17 protein-coding genes are annotated in these 19,366 nt (G+C 63.7%); 5 read left to right on the forward strand and 12 right to left on the reverse strand.

Going from position 1 to position 19,366, the window contains the following annotated elements:
* The first annotated feature begins 104 nt into the window (after nt 1-104).
* Nucleotides 105-1,001 carry an NAD(P)/FAD-dependent oxidoreductase gene (locus NKI31_RS24965; RefSeq protein WP_023738324.1) on the forward strand — a complete coding sequence of 299 codons (897 nt, stop codon included), beginning with the start codon at nt 105-107 and terminating at the stop codon, nt 999-1,001.
* Nucleotides 1,002-1,324: 323 nt separating this feature from the next.
* Here NKI31_RS24965 and NKI31_RS24970 read toward each other — a convergent pair whose 3' ends face one another.
* The 3 genes from NKI31_RS24970 to NKI31_RS24980 are packed head-to-tail and all read right to left on the reverse strand — an operon-like array spanning nt 1,325 to nt 4,885.
* Nucleotides 1,325-2,152, reverse strand: coding sequence for an alpha/beta hydrolase (locus tag NKI31_RS24970; protein ID WP_352535607.1), 828 nt, complete (start codon nt 2,150-2,152; stop codon nt 1,325-1,327).
* Nucleotides 2,149-3,597 carry an NAD-dependent succinate-semialdehyde dehydrogenase gene (locus NKI31_RS24975; protein ID WP_352652848.1) on the reverse strand — a complete coding sequence of 483 codons (1,449 nt, stop codon included), beginning with the start codon at nt 3,595-3,597 and terminating at the stop codon, nt 2,149-2,151. The genes NKI31_RS24970 and NKI31_RS24975 overlap by 4 nt, the downstream gene beginning before the upstream one ends.
* Nucleotides 3,598-3,655: 58 nt before the next feature.
* Nucleotides 3,656-4,885, reverse strand: a complete 1,230-nt coding sequence (locus NKI31_RS24980; RefSeq protein ID WP_352652811.1) for an iron-containing alcohol dehydrogenase — start codon at nt 4,883-4,885, stop codon at nt 3,656-3,658.
* A gap of 174 nt (nt 4,886-5,059) precedes the next feature.
* Here NKI31_RS24980 and NKI31_RS24985 point away from each other — a divergent pair, with 174 nt between their 5' ends.
* Both NKI31_RS24985 and NKI31_RS24990 read left to right on the forward strand, forming a co-directional pair.
* Nucleotides 5,060-5,758, forward strand: a complete 699-nt coding sequence (locus tag NKI31_RS24985; RefSeq protein WP_023753943.1) for a GntR family transcriptional regulator — start codon at nt 5,060-5,062, stop codon at nt 5,756-5,758.
* 159 nt (nt 5,759-5,917) lie between these two features.
* Nucleotides 5,918-6,511, forward strand: a complete 594-nt coding sequence (locus NKI31_RS24990; protein ID WP_023686902.1) for a DJ-1/PfpI family protein — start codon at nt 5,918-5,920, stop codon at nt 6,509-6,511.
* Between the two features lie 269 nt (nt 6,512-6,780).
* Here the strand turns inward: NKI31_RS24990 and NKI31_RS24995 are convergent, their stop codons facing one another.
* From NKI31_RS24995 to NKI31_RS25010, 4 genes are all read right to left on the reverse strand, one after another.
* A complete protein-coding gene (locus NKI31_RS24995; protein ID WP_352652812.1) occupies nt 6,781-7,413 on the reverse strand; it encodes a class I SAM-dependent methyltransferase in 633 nt (210 codons plus the stop codon).
* 137 nt (nt 7,414-7,550) lie between these two features.
* A complete protein-coding gene (locus tag NKI31_RS25000) occupies nt 7,551-8,150 on the reverse strand; it encodes an NADPH-dependent F420 reductase (RefSeq protein WP_352652813.1) in 600 nt (199 codons plus the stop codon).
* A gap of 32 nt (nt 8,151-8,182) precedes the next feature.
* Nucleotides 8,183-8,932 carry an SDR family NAD(P)-dependent oxidoreductase gene (locus NKI31_RS25005; RefSeq protein WP_352652814.1) on the reverse strand — a complete coding sequence of 250 codons (750 nt, stop codon included), beginning with the start codon at nt 8,930-8,932 and terminating at the stop codon, nt 8,183-8,185.
* Nucleotides 8,933-8,981: 49 nt separating this feature from the next.
* On the reverse strand, nt 8,982-9,716 hold the full coding sequence (locus tag NKI31_RS25010; RefSeq protein WP_023740542.1) for an SDR family NAD(P)-dependent oxidoreductase: 735 nt from the start codon (nt 9,714-9,716) through the stop codon (nt 8,982-8,984).
* A 219-nt stretch (nt 9,717-9,935) separates the two neighbouring features.
* Between NKI31_RS25010 and NKI31_RS25015 the strand changes: the two genes are divergently transcribed.
* Complete coding sequence (locus NKI31_RS25015; RefSeq protein ID WP_352652817.1) at nt 9,936-10,832, forward strand: LysR family transcriptional regulator; 897 nt, start codon at nt 9,936-9,938, stop codon at nt 10,830-10,832.
* A gap of 134 nt (nt 10,833-10,966) precedes the next feature.
* Here the strand turns inward: NKI31_RS25015 and NKI31_RS25020 are convergent, their stop codons facing one another.
* The 5 genes from NKI31_RS25020 to NKI31_RS25040 are packed head-to-tail and all read right to left on the reverse strand — an operon-like array spanning nt 10,967 to nt 17,612.
* Nucleotides 10,967-12,559 carry an indolepyruvate oxidoreductase subunit beta family protein gene (locus tag NKI31_RS25020; protein ID WP_352652818.1) on the reverse strand — a complete coding sequence of 531 codons (1,593 nt, stop codon included), beginning with the start codon at nt 12,557-12,559 and terminating at the stop codon, nt 10,967-10,969.
* Nucleotides 12,552-14,705, reverse strand: a complete 2,154-nt coding sequence (locus NKI31_RS25025; RefSeq protein ID WP_352652819.1) for a thiamine pyrophosphate-dependent enzyme — start codon at nt 14,703-14,705, stop codon at nt 12,552-12,554. Before NKI31_RS25025 ends, NKI31_RS25020 begins: the two co-directional genes overlap by 8 nt.
* A gap of 45 nt (nt 14,706-14,750) precedes the next feature.
* On the reverse strand, nt 14,751-15,233 hold the full coding sequence (locus tag NKI31_RS25030; protein WP_352652820.1) for a MarR family winged helix-turn-helix transcriptional regulator: 483 nt from the start codon (nt 15,231-15,233) through the stop codon (nt 14,751-14,753).
* Entirely contained in the window at nt 15,233-16,804 is a 1,572-nt protein-coding gene (locus NKI31_RS25035; RefSeq protein ID WP_352652821.1) for a phytoene desaturase family protein, read from the reverse strand. The genes NKI31_RS25030 and NKI31_RS25035 overlap by 1 nt, the downstream gene beginning before the upstream one ends.
* Before the next feature lie 16 nt (nt 16,805-16,820).
* Nucleotides 16,821-17,612 carry a cyclase family protein gene (locus tag NKI31_RS25040; RefSeq protein WP_023695181.1) on the reverse strand — a complete coding sequence of 264 codons (792 nt, stop codon included), beginning with the start codon at nt 17,610-17,612 and terminating at the stop codon, nt 16,821-16,823.
* 119 nt (nt 17,613-17,731) lie between these two features.
* Between NKI31_RS25040 and NKI31_RS25045 the strand changes: the two genes are divergently transcribed.
* Nucleotides 17,732-19,306, forward strand: coding sequence for a phytoene desaturase family protein (locus tag NKI31_RS25045; protein WP_352652822.1), 1,575 nt, complete (start codon nt 17,732-17,734; stop codon nt 19,304-19,306).
* Nucleotides 19,307-19,366 lie beyond the last annotated feature (60 nt).

Genomic DNA, 19,366 nt, shown 5'->3' on the forward strand with positions numbered 1-19,366 from the left:
CTAATTCTCGGATTACGATACCATGTAGTTTCTGAAATGCGCAAGCCGATGGGTAGGTTTCAACCCGGTCCAACCGGCCCCTCATCCACAACACGGAGCCCATCATGGATGACGTCATTATCATCGGCGGCAGCTTTGCCGGTCTCGCCGGCGCCCTGCAACTCGGCCGTGCCCGCCGCAAGGTCACCGTTCTTGATACCGGCCTGCCGCGCAACCGCTTCGCCGGCCACTCGCATGGCCTGCTCGGCCACGATCACAAGCCGCCGCTGGACATCCTGGCCGAGGCGCGGCGGCAGCTGGCGCGCTATCCCACGATCAAGCTGGTCAATGCCCGGGCCGACAGCCTGTCCGGGGCCATCGACGATTTCTCCGTGCTCACTGGCGATGGCGGAAGCCTGGGCGCGCGCCGGCTGATCCTGAGCTATGGCGTCGTCGACCAGATGCCTGATGTTCCGGGCTTTGCCGAAAGCTGGGGCACGTCCATCGTGCCCTGCCCCTATTGCGACGGCTTTGAAGTCGCCGGCCAGCATTGGGGCCTCGTCTGGTCCGGCCCACAGTCGATGAATCAGGTCAGGCTGTTCCACGATTGGACCGACAGGTTGACGGTCTTTGCCGATGGTCACGACATTCCGCCCGATATCCGGGCCGGTCTGGCGCGCCGCAACATACCTGTCGTCGACGGCCGGATCATCGAGATCGCCCATCACGGGGGGCATAACGCCACCGTCAAGCTCGATACCGGCCCCAATGTCGCGGTCGACATCCTGTTCGCGCATCCGCGCAACAAGCCATCCGCAGGCCTGCATGAATCACTGGGCCTCGCCACGGTCGATACGCCCCTCGGCGTAATCCTCAAGGTCGACGAGCGCCGCGAAACCAGCATGCCCGGCATCTACGCCGCGGGCGACCTCGCCAACCCCCTCACGCCGCCATCGGTCACCCTGGCAATATCGCACGGCGCGACGGCGGGCATCTTCGCCCAGCAGTCGATGCTGGTTTGAGAGCGCAGATTCCCTTCTCCGGGTGCCGCGGGCTATCATATTCTGAAGGCGAGGTTACGGAACGCCGGCCCGCTCTCCCCTGAGGGGCATCTTTGGCCGGTTGGCTTTGGGAACTCAACTGCGCTGCCGGCATGACGGCGATCGCCGACATCGGTTATCAAGCTCAATCACGCTGGAAAGCATGAACCACGTCGACGTCGACATCGACGGCGGGCTTACGGTATGGGGACCGGTGGCGGGAGATTCGCCACCGCCGTCGGTACCCGATGCTGCGACGCTACTTTGCAGAACGGTCGCGTCCAGCAGCGCTTCTGGCGGAAGTCTCAGGCGGCCACGACGCGGGCCAGCAGTGACGCGGCCTCGGTACCAGCCAAGCCAAGGTCACGGACGCTGCTCATGTGATTGGCCCCACCAAGGGTGGTGCGCGAAACAGTCAGTCCCTGCTTGTCAAGGTGGTCCGTGAAGAGTGCGGCCTGGCTGTGGAACGGCGGCGTTTCATCGGCGCCGACCAAGATATCTACGTCCACGGATGGATCGAAACTGTGATTGATGGGCGAGAATCGGCGGGCCTCCTCGTCGGTGATCGCGATCTCCGCGGCAAGGAACGACATCTGCAGTGGCTTCAGGTCGTAAAGGCCGCCAAGCAGCAGCGCAGCTTTGATGCCGGAAGGCCGCTTGTCCCCGTCGAAAAGCATTGTTGCCAGATGCGCGCCGGCGGAATGACCGCTAACGGTCAGCAGGTCGGGATCGCCGCCATGGTGTACGACATTGTCAAATACCCATCGCTTGGCGCGGCGCACCTGGTCGACGATCCTGGCCATCCTGACGGTCGGCATCAGCGCGTAGTCGACAATGACCGCGATCGCACCTGCGTTCGTAACGGTCTGGGCGACGTAGGAATAGTCGCGCTTGGAGAACATGCGCCAATAGCCCCCGTGGATGAACATGTGCACCGGCAGGCGGTCCTGTTTGCCCTCGGGAAAGAACAGATCCACGGTTTCGGTGGCGTCAGCCCCGTAGGCGACATCGGCGACCATGGGAACGTTCGCCCTGGTCTCCTCGCTTCTGCGAACGATCTCGGCGACGATGTCATCGAACTCGACCACATGATCGCGAATGCGAAACGGATCTTTGGCGTGATGTCCGCTCACAGGGTCACGGCGATGTACTTGGCCTCCATGAACTCGGCAACGCCGTGCTTCTGACCGCCTTCGCGGCCTAGCCCGCTCTGCTTGACACCTCCGAAAGGCGCCGCCGGATCCGACATCAGGCCGCGGTTGAGCGCGATCATGCCGGACTCGATCTTCGATGCCACGCGCATCCCCCGGCCCAGGTCGCGCGTATAGATGTAGGCAGCGAGACCGTATTCGGTGTCATTGGCTTTGGAGATGACATCCGCCTCGCTTTCGAAGCGACTGATCGGCGCCACGGGACCGAAGATCTCCTCGTGAGCCATGGCAACGTCGGCCGGCACGTCCTTGAGCACCGTTGGCGGATAGAAAAAGCCTCTGCCTTCAGATACGCCGCCACCACACAGGATTTTGGCGCCGCGGGCAACGGCGTCCTGCACAAGCCGGTCGATCTTGTGCACAGCCTTCCTGGTGATCATCGGCCCGCATTCTGTGTCTGAGTCTGTGCCCGGGCCCACGTTGAGTGCCGCCATGCGTTTGCTCAAGCCTTCCGCGAAAGCATCATGGATGCCGGCCTGGACGTAAAGCCGGTTGGCGGCCGTGCAGGCTTCGCCGGCGTTGCGCATCTTGGCAACCATCGCACCGTCGAGGGCGGCTTCCAGGTCGGCGTCGTCGAAGACGATGAAGGGTGCGTTGCCGCCAAGCTCCATGGAACAGGAGATGACGTGTTTCGCGGCTTCGGCCAGCAGCACGCGCCCGACGCCGGTCGAGCCGGTGAAGGACAGCTTTCGCACGCGCGGATCGGCCAGCATGGCCGCCGTCACCGGTCCGGGGGTCGAGGTCGTCAGGACGTTGACGACGCCGGGCGGCACGCCGGCTTCCTCGTAGAGCGCCGCAAGCGCATAGGCCGTCAGCGGTGTCTCGCTGGCGGGCTTCAGGATCACCGTACAGCCGGCCGCCAGCGCCGGAGCGATTTTACGTGTCGCCATGGCGGCTGGGAAATTCCATGGCGTGATGAGCACGCAAATGCCGATGGGCTGGTAGTCGACAATGATCCGGTTCGCGCCCGAGGGTGCAAGGCCGAACTCGCCGTTGATGCGGACCGCTTCCTCGGCGTTCCAGCGAAAGAATTCCGCCGCATAAGCGACTTCGCCGCGCGCATCGCGCAGCGCCTTGCCGTTCTCCAGCGAGATCAGCGCGGCCAACGTCTCCATCCGTTCGGTCATCAGTTCGAAGCAGCGCCGCAGTATTTCCGATCGCCTGCGTGGCGGGGTCTCGCGCCAGCCGGCCGCCGCCTTCGCGGCAGCGTCGACGGCGGCGGCGGCGTCTGCGAGCGTGGCGTCGGGAACCGCAGCGATCACGGCTTCGGTCGAGGGATCGACCACTTCGATCACGCGGCCCTCCGATGAGGGCCGCCAGCGTCCGCCAATGTAGAGACCGTGCGAGACCGTGGCGTAGTCGAACATATCTTGATCCTCGTCGGATATGCCTGCGGCAATGTTCATTGGATGAACTCCTGGTCGATCACATCATGGTGGCGGACATGTCGCCGTCATAGGCAGCCCTGACCAGCTGTCGCATCGCGGCGCGGTCGAACGGACGCGGATTGTTCTTGATCAATCGGTCGATGCCGAGCGCCTGCTCGGCCGTCCAGTCGATCTTGTCTTCGGGAAGACCCAGTTCGGCCAATGTCGGTGTGATGCCGATGGCGCCAAACAGCCGGCTCACCTCACGGATGGTGGCGTGCGCCAAGGCATCGGCGTCGCCGCCGCCCTGATGGGAGAGGCCAAGAGCAGCGCCGACTTCGGCAATCTCCGCGGCTGCGGCGGCCAGGTTGTAGGTCATCACATAGGGCAGCATCGTGGCCACTCCCAGGCCATGCGGGGTGTGGGTAAGCGCGCCAACGGGATACTGCACCGCATGGGCGGCGGCCGTTCCCGCCGTACCGAAGGCGCAACCGGCGGCCAGCGCTCCCATCATGACGTCGGCGCGCGCATCCTCGTCCGATCCGTCGCGATATGCCTTTTCCAGACTGCGGCCGAGCAGCCTGATGGCCAGAAGCGCGAAATGATCGGTCAGAGCGCTCTTGCCGATGAACACGTGCTGTTGCGGCAAATGAGGGTCGGCGCCGCGTTTGGCCGCTGTGAAGGCCTCGATTGCGTGCGTCAGCGCGTCGGCGCCGGCGATCGCCGTCAAGGATGGTGGACAGGTCACCGTCATATCCGGATCGCAAAGCGCCACTGCTGCGATGAGATGCGGACTGGCGATACCCACTTTCAGCGTCCGATCCGGGTCGGAGATCACGGCGACGGGGGTCACCTCGGAGCCTGTTCCAGCCGTCGTCGGCACTGCGATCACCGGAAGGGTAGGGCCGGGTACCTTGAACTCGCCATAATAGTCCTCGAGCTTGCCGCCGTGGCTGAGCAGAAGTGCAGCGCATTTGGCCATATCGAGGCAACTGCCGCCCCCGATGCCGATCACCATGTCCGGCTTGAAATCTTTCGCTTGCGCAATGCAGGCGGCGACGCTGTCGCGCGGCACATCCGGCAGCGTTCGGTCGAAGACCAACGTCTCGATCGCCGCGTCGTGCAAGCCAGCGAGAATCTCGGCGAACTGCGACGTCGCCGCGAAGCGCTCATCGGTACAGACGAACGCGCGGCGCCCATATTTGGCGGCGATGGCAGGCAGGACATGGCGCTGGCCTTTGCCGAACAGAATCTCGCTCGGCAGGCGCGCCGCTGCAAACAAGCTCATGTACAAGATCCTGCGAAGACGGGTTGGAAGCCGACAGGCTTGGCTTCGTGCCAGAGGCCGACCTCGGCGCTGCAGGTCATGATCATGCGATGCCCTCTAATAAAATCGTATAGGATATAGGATTGAGTTTCGCGGAGCATCGTGTTAGTGGGTGGTTCTGTCAAGAGGCAAACGATGCAGAACACGGACCTGACGGTTGACAATGAAGCCCGTGCCAGGGGTCGTATCCAGCGCGCCAACAGTCTGGCCGGCGACGTTTACGAAGCAATCTTCGCGCAGCTCATGTCCTTGAGGATTGCTCCGGGATCGCGCATCACCGTCGACAATCTCGTCAAGGAATTCAACGTCTCGCATACCCCCATTCGTGAAGCGCTTGGCAGGCTGGAGGGGGAAGGGCTGGTTCTGAAAACCCATCTGATCGGCTATCGCGCCGCCCCGCAAATCACCCGCCGGCGCTTCGACGAGCTTTACGAGCTGCGTCTATTGCTTGAACCTGCCGCCGCGGCCAAAGCCACCGCAACAATGGACGGCGAGCGCCTTGCCGCGCTGCAGGAGGCGGCCGGCGTCATGGCTCGGCGGGTGGGGAAAGACGAACGCCTGCGCTATTCGAACTTCGCCCGTCAGGATGCGATCTTCCACGACAAGATCGTCGAGTTCGCCCAAAACGAACTCATTCGCGAGACACTGAATCACCAGCATACCCACTTCCATATCTTCCGGCTGATGTATCACTCCAGGGTGACCGAAGAGGCGCTCGACGAGCACGAGGCTATTCTCGCTGCCTTTGCCGCGGGCGATCCGGACGCCGCCGAAAAAGGCATGCGTGCGCACATCGAAAATTCGCGGGACAGGCTCCTGCCTGCGTTCGAGTAGCCTGGCGATGCTGCTTGCCCGAGGCACCCTCAAGCGCGGCGCGCCGCTGTTCGCCCAGCCTGCCGCCTACGAATTCTACTCCCCGTTCTGAGCCGATTTCGATACCGGGAAGGAGGCGCGCAGTGCACCTCCCCCTGAAACAAGCCGAGAGGAAAAGACATGCCAGCCAAAAAAATCCTGATGCTGACCGGTGATTTCACCGAGGAGTATGAAATCTTCGTCTATCAGCAGGCGATGGAAGCGGTGGGACACACCGTTCATGTCGTGTGCCCCGACAAAAGCGCCGGAGACATGATCAAGACGTCGCTGCACGATTTCGAGGGCGATCAGACCTATACCGAAAAGCCCGGCCACAATGCGCTGATCAACAAGACCTTCGCCGACGCCGAGAGGCAGCTGAGCCAGTACGACGCTGTCTATTGCGCCGGCGGTCGTGGCCCCGAATACATCCGCACCGACAAGCGGATACAAGCGATGGTGCGCCATTTCCACGAGGCAAAAAAGCCGATCTTCACGATCTGCCATGGCGTCCAGATTCTGATCGCGGTGGACGGCGTCGTGCGCGGCAAGAAGGTGGCGGCGCTCGCCGCTTGCGAGCCGGAGGTGACGCTTGCCGGCGGCACTTATATCGATTTGTCTCCCACCGACGCCTATGTCGATGGGACCATGGTTTCAGCCAAAGGCTGGACCGCGCTTGCGGCATTCATCCGTGAATGCCTGAAGGTGCTGGGAACGGAAATCCACCATTCTTGAACCGTTTGTCCCGGCGCATCCTGAGGGGATGCGCCGGCTCCCTAAACGGCGCGGCGACTTCCGTCATTTCATCAGGTTCAGATCAGGAACCTGCGGCAGGTGTGCTCCAGAACCTGTGGCCATCATCACCTCGGACGCCTTCAAGGCGCTGCCGCATCGCGTGCGTGCACAGCGCGCCATCCTCGTTGACCTTTCCCAGCTTGACGGGTCCGAACCCGAGTTGGTGGACTCAATGGGGCGGTCGACATGAAGTCGGCGCCCGGGAGCTGTCAGGGTTTCACGAACCGGAACGCGAAGCGATCGGTCTCGCCCTTGATCGCGGGATCGAACACCTTGGTCGAGTGCGGGTCATCCTTATTCACCAGCACGGTGCTTTCCGCGTCCAGTACGAAGCCGGCCGCCTCCACCTCCTCGTCGACGAATGCAGGGTCGATCCGATGCAGCGACCGGGTGTCGCTCGTGCCCGACCCAGCGGCGGCGGCGTGGTCGACGATGACGTAGGACCCACCGGGTTTCAGCCGCTTGTAGACAGCTCGATTGAAGTCGGCCGCCGTCGCACCCTTCTTCTGGACCAGGGCGGTGTGAAGATCGTGGTAAAACAGGTGCAGCCATAGGACATCCGCTGGCGGCGTGACCTCCGGCATCGCGACGAGATCCGCCGAGGCGGCTTCGACGTTCTCTCGGCCCGGCTCCTTCGCGAGCGTCCGCATGAGGCCGACCGGATCGTTCTTGAAGTGGGCGACTTCGGCCGGCACGAAGCTGTAGACCCGCCCCTCTGATCCGACGATGTCGGAGAAGAGGCGCGTCCAGTCTCCGTCGCCAGGGTAGACGTCGATCACGGTGGAGCCCGCCTCGATTCGTGCGAACCGGCTTAACTCGGATACCTTGGATTGGTCGTACATCGAAATCTCCTTAGGAGTGGATATTCTTCTCGGTGCTCATAGTGATTTCTCTATTTTGCTCGGATCGGATCGCGCTTGATCCGATCCGAGCTCCGATCGCGTGCGTCGTCTCTTTGCGGGTGGGGACGTCGTGCTCGTCAGTCGAACTTGACCAGGTCCTCAAAGATCAGATGACCCCAGCTGTTTCCGCGCGCCTGGACCAGCAGGCCACCTTCCGACACCCCGCCAAGCTTAATCGGCGCGAAACCGAGATTTTCCGCAAGCTCCCCAGTCTGTGTTGCGGCAGCATCATCGTCGCTTGCCAAGAACACGACCCTCCGGCCACCATGTACGGCCGGATCCTGATCAAGCACCGGGGCGACCAGATGGTTGAAGCCCTTGACCAGTTTTGCGCCAGAGAAGGCCTGCGCGATGAACTTGGAAGAAGGTTGTCCTCCCAGTTCCTCAGGGGGCACGCCATAGGCATTGGTCACATCGATGATCGTCTTCCCCTGCCAGGTGGGGAGCGCCTTCGCAACATTCGGGTGCGCCTCGAAGCGGACAGCCAAAAAGATGATGTCCGCCTTGATGGCTTCCGCCAGTTTTTTGGGGATGATGGTGGGTCCGATCGCGGCCGCATCGGCGGCAAAGCTTTCCGGGTCGCGTGTGGTTGCAACGGAAACTTCGATGCCGTTTCGGGCAAACGCCTTGGCAAGGGCCCGTCCGATATTGCCGAATCCTACGATTGCATAGTTCATAGTACTTCTCCGATCTGGTGCTAATGCCGGGGTCAGACTTGCGCCATGCCCCCATCGACGGCGAGATCCACGCCGGTGACGAAAGAACTTTCATCGGAGGCGAGGAACGCGACGGCAGCAGCGATTTCCTCTGGTTTGCCCCTGCGACCCATTGGGATCTGTGACGCAAACTGGGCGGCCGCTTGCTCGGCTTGCTCAGGAGTAAGGCCAGTCGTTGTCTCCAAGGCCGGCGTCTCGATTGGTCCCGGACTCATTGCATTGACGCGGATTTTGCGGTCTTTGAATTCCAGTGTCCAAGCGCGCGCGAAGTTGCGTACAGCCGCCTTGCTCGCGGCGTAGGTACTAAACCCTGGAAGCCCCAACACGTTCGACACTGAAGAATTCAGGATGATCGAACCGCCGTCTTTGAACAGGGGAAGGGCCTTCTGCACGGTAAAGAACAGACCCTTCACGTTCACATCGAAGGTCTGATCAAAATGTGCCTCGGTAGCGACGGCGAGCGGTGCGATCGTCCCCGCGCCGGCGTTGGCGAAGAGAATGTCGATATGACCATGTTTCTCCTTCACGACGGCATAGAGGCGATCCAGATCTTCCAGGAGCGACACGTCACCCACGACCGTGGTAACGTTTTTCATGATGAAGGCTGCGGCCTCCTTCAGCTCCTTCTCTCTTCGCCCGGTCACGACGTGCGCTCCTTCTTCTACGAAGCGCTTGGCTGTGGCCAACCCGATCCCGCTGCTTCCGCCCGTGATGACTGCGATCTTGCCTTCGAGTTTTTTCATAATTCTTTGTCTTTCGTTGCGCGCGGGCCAGGTACGGACCGCGCTGGGGTCAGAGTTGAGCCAGGCCCCCGTCGACGGCGACCTCGCTGGCGGTCATGAAGCTGCTGTCCGGCGACGCGAGGAAGGCGGCCGCGGCGCCGATCTCCGCCGGATCGGCCATGCGCTGGAGCGGGGTCATCGCGCCGTAGGCCTTCTGGCCTTCCTCGCCTAACGCCTCCTTCGCGAGTTCGGTCGCCGTCGCTCCGGGCGACAGCACGTTTACGCGGATGCCGGTGCCCTTCAGGTCTTCCGCCCAGGTCCGCGCCAGGTTGCGCACTGCCGCCTTGCTCGCGCTATAGGCAGTGAACCCCGGAGCGCCCGTGGTGCCGGCGCTCGACCCGGTCAGGATGATCGAACCGCCCTGGCTCATCAGCGGCAGCGCCTTCTGGACCGTGAAGATCGTACCCTTCACATTGGTGTCGAAGGTTTCGTCAATGTGCCTGGCGGTGATCTGGCCGAGCGGAAGCGGGCTTCCCGCCCCGGCATTGGCGAAGACGATATCGAGGCTTCCGCGCTCGGCCTTCACCGCAGCGTAGAGTCGGTCGAGGTCGGCCTCATCCGAGACCGAGCCCTTAACGGCGCGGGCACCAGGCCCAAGGTCGGCCACGGCTGCGTCGAGCGCTTCCTGCCGGCGGCCAAAGATGAAGACGAAGGCGCCCTCCTCGATAAAGCGCTTGGCTGCGGCGCGGCCGATGCCCGTAGCGCCGCCGGTTATCACAGCGGTCTTTCCATTCAGTCTGTTCATGCCATGCATCCTTCGTTTCGCCGTCTCGTGTCTTTGGCTGCACGGGAAAGCCCCGCGAGAGCCTCAAGATGGGTTCGCCGAAGTCGGGCGGTGAGTGCGCAATCGCGCACATCGCTGGTGCGAAAACGATCCAGCTAGATGATTGAAGGCCACACGAACTACGGCTGATCGTGTTAGTATGGGCTTTGCAAGCCGCACTGCGCTGCGCAGGAATGCACCATGATCGACTGGGATGACGTTCGCTACTTTCTTGCCGCCGCGCGCGGAGGCTCGGTGCGTGCCGCCGCCGCGCGCCTCGGTGTGAACCACTCGACCGTGCTGCGACGCATCGCTCAGCTCGAGGAACGCCTCGGGGCGCAGATGTTCGAAAAGCTGCCTTCCGGCTACCGCCTGACGGCTGCGGGCGAAGAGGTCCTCGATCTCGCGACCCAGATGGAAGCGTCGTCGCACCAGCTGGAGACGCGCGTCTTCGGTCGTGACCAGAGCGCGCGCGGACTTTTGCGGGTGACGCTTCCACCGTTCCTCGCCACACACCTGCTCATGCCGGATCTCGCCGACTTCGCGCGTTTGCATCGCGACATCGAGATGGAAATCTTGTCGTCCGGTGAGCTGGCCAATCTGACCAACCGAGAGGCCGACGTCGCGATCCGCATTGTCGCCGACCGCAAGACCCTGCCGCTCAATCTTCACGGCCTGAAGGGACCGGAGCTGTTCAGCGGCGTCTACATGTCTCGCGATCGACTAGCCGCGTGGCGTGCGGGCACGCCTGATCCTATCCGGTGGATAGGCATAGACAATCATGGAATTCCGGACTGGGCGCGCGAGGGAGAAGTTCCCGTCACGGGAGTACCGTTCAGGACACCTGACGCCGAGACGCAGATCATCGCGGCGCACCAAGGGATTGGGATAACGAAACTGCCGTGCTTCGTTGGAGATGCCGACCCCCTGCTGGTGAGGGTGCCGGGAATCGACGTGCCCATGCATGGGACACTGTGGCTTCTCACGCAAGGCGAGACACGCAAGACGAAGCGGGTGCGGCTCTTCACGGAGTTCGTATCCCGCAGGCTCGCCGCGTACGCTCCGCTTCTCTCGGGGCTGTCCATATCGCGCGACTGACGCCCGGCAGGTCCGCCGGCAACGCTTCCCGCAATCCCGTGTGGAAGCCGAGCTGCGATCGCTTGAAGCGGCGTGTTCAATCCGCGAATCCAGTGGGAGTAGGGAAACGGCGGCAGTAGCGTAGAGGTACCAGCCTAAGCTCGACCTCTTCCCACACCATGATCAGACAACGATGCCACCGTCTTCAGCGCGCCATCGAGCATGTCGCCTTTCTCGTCTTTCAGCGCAGCTTCGCGCAACCGCCTGATCCAGTCGGCAGCGTCATCGCGGCCCTTGACCAGATCGAGCGCCGACAGCACGCGATCGAATTTGGACTGGGCGCGGAGGTGGGTGTCGCTGTAGCCCTTGATCAGCCGGCGGCAGTTCAAGATTTCGACGGCGAGCGCGTAGTCCTGAGGCGCGTGGTTGAGCGCCAGCGCATACCAGCGCTCCAGATGCGCCGTCTCGACCTTGTGGCGCAACAGGCGCCGCCGCCAGCGGCGCAGGCCGCCGATGAACCAGAGGACCGCAAAGCCGGCAAAGCTGTCGGTGCGGATGCGCCGGCCATGATTGATGCGCCGGTCGAGAAAGTCTGCAAGTTTCGGTCGGTTCTCGATGTAGCTGCCCAACCCCGCCGGCAAAGTGCCGCAGAACTCCTCGATGCGCGGATGGAAATACTCGGTCACCTGCAGGATGGAGCCGTTCTTGACGCCCACCTCCTTGCGCACCCGCCGGTCACGCGTCGAACGTGTCTTGAGATCGGCGACGCGGATCATGTCGTCATAGCACAGCGCGTTGGCCAGATGCTTGGCGGCAACGATGGACAATGCATGGGCATGGCCGGGATCATCAAGCGCAACGGCCTTGTCCAACCGGTCGAGATAGCCGCGGCCATAGGCGATGTCCTGGTAGTCGACGACCTTTCTCAGGCCTCGAAGCGCCATGTCGCGCACCGCCGCGGGCATCAGGTCGATGCGGGCGGCCAGCGCCTGCCAACCCTGCAGCAGGTTCTGCGGACCGCTCACGCGCCCTGCACCCGGAGCGGGGTCGACCGTGGCCGGTTCTGCCGGCTCTGGCGCGGGGACCATCGTACCGCGCGCGCGGTCGTAGGCGACCGCGAAGGCAGCGAGGCTGGCTTTCGCGCCTCGGCCGCCGGCGCCGATCGCTTGCTCATAGCTTTCACGCGTGAACGGCAATGCGTCGGAGCCGGCCAGCGCGCCAAGCAGGCTGGCGGAAATCATCGAGCCATTGTCGGCGGCGATCTTTTCCATGTCGAAGGCGATGAAGCGTTTCGATGCAGCTTCCGCCGTCGCGTGTACCTTGGAAGACGAGGCCCGGCCGTCACCCGGCTCGATCTTTTCCGACACCGCGGCAATGCGATGCGAAGAAGCAATGAGCGTGGTGCGATCGGGCGTGACGAAGCCCCTGATGATGGCGCGGCCGGCTTCCATCAGCTCGGCGGCGATCAATATGTCGACATCGCCTTGCGAAGGCGACAGGGCAAAGACCGGCAGCCGGCCGGTGTCGCGGGCCATCTCGACGTAATAGATCGTAGCGCCGGTGCGCTGGGCGACGCCGGCGACGGAGGTCGATTGCGCGACGTAACCATTGCGCTCGGCGACATCGGTGATCCAGTCGGCGAGCACACCGCCGCCCTGGCCGCCGACCGCGAGCAAAGCGAGCTTGATCACCGGCTCGGTATCGGCGGCACCGGATTTCGGACGCAAGGGCGAAGCCTGGTCAAGCATCGGCGAACGTCAACCTGCGGCTCTCCCGGCGGCGCTGCATCAGGCCGATCACGGCGCGGCGAGCGCTTTCCAGGAAACGGTCCCAGCGGCCCGGATTGTGCACGACATCGGCGCGGTAGAAGGATGGGCACAGCACGGCGGCGTCCGCCACCTCGCCGCAATTGCCGCAGCCGACGCAGCTCTGGTCGATCGATGCCACCGGATCGTCACGCAACGGATCGTCGAGCGATTTCACCGACAGCGACGGGCAGCCGGACAGCCGCATGCAGGCGTGGTCGCCGGTGCAGATGTCCTCGTCGACCCCGAATTTCGGCTTGACGACACGGGTCCCGCCCTTGATCGCCTTGTCGACCAGCGGCTTTTCGCGACGCTGGCGGTTGAGCATGCATTCGGACGAGGCGACGATGACCTTTGGTCCCTTTTCCTCCGTCGTCAGCGCCTCGCGCAGCGTGTCCTGCATCTTGCCGACATCGTAGGTGCGGTCGATGTGGCGCAGCCATTTGACGCCCATGCCCTTCACCGCTTCGGTGATCGGATGCTTGGTCGACTTGGTCTTGTTGCCCGCACGCGACGACAGGATGTCCTGCCCACCGGTGGCGGCGGAGTAAAAATTGTCGACGATGACGATGACGCCGTCGTTCTTGTTGAAGACCGCGTTGCCGATCGAGGAGGTCAGGCCGTTGTGCCAGAAGCCGCCATCGCCGACGAACGAGATCGACCGGCGTTTGGCGTCGGGCGAATTGAAGGCTGAAGCCGAGGCCGGCCCGAGCCCGTAGCCCATGGTGGTGGCGCCAACATCGAAGGGCGGCATGATCGAGAACAAATGGCAGCCGATGTCGGAGGCGATGTGGTGCTTGCCGAGTTCCTGCTCGACCAGCTTGGTCGCGGCAAAGATCGGCCGCTCCGGGCAACCGATGCAGAAGCCCGGCGGACGGCCCGGCACGACATTGATCAGGTCGGCGGTGTCGACGCCGTCGCCGACCTTGTTGGGCGCGCGCACCTCGCCCGGCAAGAGATGCGAGGCCTCGGCGCGCAGGAAGGCGCCGATGCCGTCGAGCATGACCTGGCCGGTGTACTCGCCGGCCATCGGCAGATATTCCTTGCCGACCAGCCTGGTGCCGCGCCCAGCCTTGTGCAGCATGGCGGCAAAGGCTTGCTCGATGTAGTTGGGCTGGCCTTCCTCGACGACGAGCACCGCCTGCTTGCCTTCGCAGAAGGTGAGGAACTCGTCGTCGATCAGGGGATAGACGGCGTTGAGCACGTAGAGCGGCACATCCGTCTCGCCATAGGTGTCGGCAAGGCCGAGCCGCTGCAAGGCGCGGATGACCGAATTGTACATGCCGCCCTGCATGACGATGCCGACCGAGCCATGGTCCGAACCGAAGAACTCGTTGATCTTGTTCCTCGCGATGAAATCCACCGCCGCCGGCCAGCGTTTTTGCACCTTCTCCTTCTCGTGCAGGAAGGAGGCGGGTGGCAGCACGATGCGGCCGGTGTCGCGGCGCGGCGCGTCGAGCGCATCGGCCACCGTCATCGGCGGGCGCTTGTTGTCCTTGGCTATGAAGTGGCCGTGGACGTGGCAGCAGCGGATGCGCACCTGCAGCATCACCGGCGTATTGGACGCTTCGGACAGCTCGAAACCATCCTCCACCGCCTTGACGATCGAAGGCAGGTTCGGGCGCGGGTCGAGCAGCCAGACCTGGCTTTTCATGGCGAAGGCATGGCTGCGCTCCTGCATGATCGAGGAGCCCTCGCCATAATCCTCGCCGACGATGATCAGCGCGCCGCCGGTGACGCCGCCGGAGGCGAGATTGGCGAGCGCGTCGGAAGCGACATTGGTGCCGACAGTCGACTTGAAGGTCGCTGCACCGCGAATGGGATAATGCACCGAGGCAGCCAGCATGGCGGTGGCGGTGGCTTCCGAGGCGCTCGCCTCGAAATGCACGCCGAGCTCGCCCAGAATGTCCTGCGCGTCCGCCAGCACATCCATCAGATGACTGATCGGCGCGCCCTGGTAGCCGCCGACGTAGCCGACGCCGCATTGCAGCAGCGCCTTGGTGATGGCGAGGATGCCTTCGCCGGCAAATTCCTCGCCGGCGCCGAGCCGGAGTTTTTCGACTTCCTTGGCAAAAGACCGTTCGGCCATTTTTCCAACCTTCCGTTGCCGGGCCGAAGCGGCCGGCGCGTACGTCTAGATCTCGTGCTTGCGAATGTTCTTCAGCATCTTCTGCAATGTGGCGATCAGCGCCGCGTATTCGGCGTCGTCGACATCGTCGAACATCGCCTCGAACGCGTCATGCATTGCCGGCCAGGCGCGCGCGAACTCGGCGCGGCCTTCGTCGGTCAGGAACACATGGCGGATGCGGCTGTCTGTGACGCCTTGCTCGCGCCGCACGAAGCCTTGCCCCTCGAGCGTGTCGAGCGTGCGGCTCAAGGTCGACTGCTCGATGACGGTGTACACCGAGAGGTCGTTGACGGTGACGCCGTCGGTGACCGACAGCACGGCCAGCGTGCGGACCTGCGGAATGGTCAGGCCCTGCTTGCGGAAATCGTCGCGCAAGGTGGCGTTGTAGCGCCCCATGATGCGGTTCATCAGATAGGGCGCGAATTGCTGCAGACCGATCTGGCCGAGGGTCGAGATGCGCTGGCGCTTTTCCAGAACCTTCTGCTCCATCACAGCCTCCCCGCCAGGAGAAAGCCGGAACCGCCACCGAGGCCCGCGCCTGGATGGGTCGAGGCGCCGATATGGTAGAGGTTCTTGATGCGGGTCTGATGGTTGCGGCTGGTCTTGAACGGCCGCCAGAGGAACGACTGGTCGATAGTCGACGAGCCGCCATAGGGGTCGCCGCCGACCAGGTTGATGTTCATCGCTTCGAGATCGGCCGGCGAATAGGCGCGGCGCGCAATGACGCTATCCTTGAAGCCGTCGATGTGGCTGGCGAGGATCGCCTCCGCGCGGTCGGCATAGGCCTCGCGCAGCGCGTCGGTCCAGCGGCCGCCAGCCGGTGCATGCAGCGTGCCTGCGGCGTCGCCCTTGATGTGCCTGGGCGCCTCGGGCAGTTGCAGCCACAGGATCGCCTTGCCTTCCGGGCAGCGCGATGGATCGAGCGCATGCGGCTGGCCGACGCAGATGGTCGGCACTTCCGGCAGCATCCCGCGCGCCGCCTCGTTGCAGGCTTTCGAGACGCCATCGAGCCCCGGCGTCAGGTGCAGCAGCGCCACCTTGTCGAGGCCTTCGCCGCGCCATGCCGGCGGCTTGGCCAGCGCATAGTGGATCTGGAAATTGCCTTTGCCGTAGCGATATTTCTGTGTCGCCTCGACCTCGGCTTTGGGAGCATCCGCGCCGAGCAGCCGGCCGTAAAGCTGCGTCGGCGTGACCGAGCAGATGACGCTCTTGTTTGCTGTAATCGTTTCGCCGGATGCCAGCCGCACGCCGGTCGCGCGGCCACCGCTCTGGACGATCGAGGCGACATCGGCGCCGGTGCGGATTTCGCCGCCGCGTTCACGGATCAAGGCTTCGAAGGCGGCGAGCAGGTTCTTCACCCCGCCCTTGACGATCGGCGCGCCGGCCGCTTCCAGCGCGAAGGCAATGACCTTGGCGATCTGCCCTGAGAAAGCATCTTCCGGTCCAAGCCCGGCATGCAGCACCCAGGGCGCCCACAGCGCGCGGATTATCTCGGACTGATAGGTGCTTTCCAACCAGCTGCGCGCCGGCACCAGTGCCTCACCCAGAAAAGCGGCAAGGCCACGCGGGCTACGCCGCCAGGCATCGCCGGCCAACAGCTTGGCTGTCGGATAAGACCACAGGCTGCCGCCGAGCAGGCCGAACAGCAGGCCGGCATTGCGCTCGATGCTGCCGACATCGTCGGCGTGCCGGTCGCCATCGCCGGGGGCGATCGCATTGATTGCAGCGACGTTGGCGGCGCGGTCGGTGGTGAGCACGGCATGGCTGCCGTCCGGCCGCAGCACGCCGGTTGGCGTGCCGGTGTGACAGAACTCCAGCCCGTGCCGCGCGAGATCGCTGCCCAATGCCGCAAAGGCCGGCGAGGTGATGAACAGCACGAAGGTGGTTGCCATCACGTCATGGATGAAGCCGGTTGCGGTGATCTCCTCGGTACGCATGCAACCGCCGATGCGGTCGTTGCGTTCGAGGATGAGCACCTTCGCGCCCTTGCCGCCGAGCATCGCCGCGCAGACCAGCGCGTTGATGCCGCTGCCAACGATGATGTGATCCGGCTGGCTCACCGTGGCGTGCTCTCACCTAGCCGTTGGATACAAGCGCCAGCGCGCGGATAGGGCTGCCGGTGCCATGTTCGATCTTAAGCGGTGCGGCAATCAGGATGGCGCCCTTCGGAGGCAACTGGTCGAGATTGCAGAGGCTGGCGAGGCCATAGCGGTTGGCCTTGTGCATCAGCGTGTGGGCCGGAAATGGCGGCTCCATGCCGCCGGCCTTGCCGGCATCGGTACCGATGGTCTCGGAGCCCCAGCCCTTGATATCCTTGCTGATCAGGAACTGGATGGCTTCGGCTGTGGGACCTGGCGTATGCGGGCCGGTTTCGTTGGCGTTGAGGAATTCGGCTTCCGAACCGTTGCGTTTGTACCAGTCGGTGCGCATCACCACCCACTCGCCGGCGTTGATGGCGCCATGCTTGGCTTCCCACGCCTTGATGTGGTCGACGGTGAGCAGGAAATCGTGATCGGCGGCGGCTTCCTTCGAGCAGTCGATGACATTGACCGGGCCGACGAAGTTCTGCGCCGGAATGGTGTCGGTGGCGCCGTCCGGATAATCCTTGCCGCTGATCCAATGCTGCGGCGCATCGAAATGCGTGCCCGAATGCTCCCCAAGCTTCAGCCAGTTCCATGCCCACCACGGGCCGTTCTTGTCATAACGGGAGATGTTATGGATCTCGACCTTTGGCGTGTCGACGGCAAGCTCCGGCGGCAGCTTGATAAGAGGTGTGTCGGGTCCGAGTTGCGCAGAGAGGTCGACCACCCTGATGGCGCCTGAAAGCAGCTGGCCGGCGACTTCGCCGAGGAGTTTTTGCGTGTCCATGGTCTGAAGTTCCCTCTTTCTGGTGAAGATCAAGGCTCGTCTCGGCCCTTAATATCCTACTAGACGAAAACATATGCATCTGCAATTATCTTTAAGCATAAAGGAAATGGGAACGGGGCGTGAGCGAGTTCGACGCCATCTTTGTCGGGGCGGGCCACAACAGTCTGGCGTGCGCCGCGCATCTGGCGCTCAAAGGCTGGAAAACCGGGACCTTCGAGCGCAGTGCAGCAATCGGCGGCGCCGTCCAGACCCACGAATTCACCCTTCCAGGCTTCCGCCACGATTTCGGCGCGATGAATCTGAGCCTGTTTGCCGGCTCTGCCTTTCACCGGAAATATGCAGATGAATTGAAAACGCAGGGTCTGGAATTCGCGCCGGTCGCCGACTGTTTCGCCAGCGCCTTCCCGGACGGACGCTGGTTCGGCGTCAGCAACGACCTGGAAAAGACCGCCAGCCGCATGGCCGCATTCTCCGCTGCCGATGCCGCGACATGGCGCAGACTGGTCGCTGCCTTCCCGGCAGAGGCCGAGCATCTGTTCCGGCTGCTGGGCTCGCCGATGAGTGCCCGCGCGCTTGCCGGCACCGCCTGGAACCTGTGGCGCAAGAAGGGCATGTCAGGCGCATTCGACACCGCTCGGCTTTTGCTGTCATCGCCGCGCGCCTGGCTGGAGGAAACCTTCGAGTCCGCGCATGTGCGGGCAACGCTTGCCACCTGGGGCATGCATCTCGACTTTGCACCCGACATCGCCGGCGGCGCCGTGTTCCCCTATCTGGAATCCATGGCCAACCAGACCTTTGGCATGGTGCTAGGCAAGGGCGGCGCCGACACGATCGTCCGGGCGCTGGCAGGTATGGTCACCTCGGCGGGCGGAAAGATCGTCACAGGGACAGAGGTTGCCGAAATCACCGTTTCCGCCGGCAAGGCGACCGGCGTGCGGCTTGCGTCCGGTGAGACGCATACGGTAACCAAGGCGGTCATTGCCGGCGTCGCGCCCAGGGCGCTGACCGGCAAGTTGCTGCCCAACGGTTCCGGCGACACCGGCTTCGACACGGCTATGCAGAAGTTCCGGCACGCGCCGGGCACGATGATGATCCATCTGGCGCTCGACGACCTGCCCGATTGGCGCGCCGGCGCGGAGCTTCGGCAGTTCGCTTATGTGCATCTGTCGCCGTCGCTCGACGCGATGTCGCGCACCTATCAGCAGGCGATGGCGGGCATGCTGCCGGACGAACCGGTGCTGGTCGTCGGCCAGCCGACCGCGATCGATCCGTCGCGCGCGCCTCAGGGCAAACATGTGCTGTGGGTGCAAGTGCGCATGCTGCCTGCCGAAATCCTGGGCGATGCGGCAGGCAGGATCGCTCACGCGCATTGGGATCAGGTCAAGGATGCCTACGCCGAGCGCGTGCTCGACATCATCGAGATATACGCACCCGGACTGCGCCCGAAAATCCTCGGCCGTGCAGTGTTCTCGCCAATCGACCTCGAGCGTGAGAACCCCAATCTCGTCGGTGGCGACCAGGTCTGCGGCAGCCATCATCTGGCGCAGAACTTCTTGTTTCGCCCGGCGCGCGGCTATGCCGGCTGGAACACGCCGGTCGCCAATCTGCACCTCACGGGCGCCGCGACATGGCCGGGCGCCGGCACCGGCGCGGCCTCGGGCTACATGCTCGCGCAACAGCTTGGCGGGAGGTAGCTCGGAGGATTTCAGGAGGGCGACGAGAGGCAAGGCGCTGCTGCCCACGAAGCCTGAAGC

This window comes from Mesorhizobium sp. M0659 (assembly GCF_040320605.1).
Lineage (GTDB): Bacteria > Pseudomonadota > Alphaproteobacteria > Rhizobiales > Rhizobiaceae > Mesorhizobium.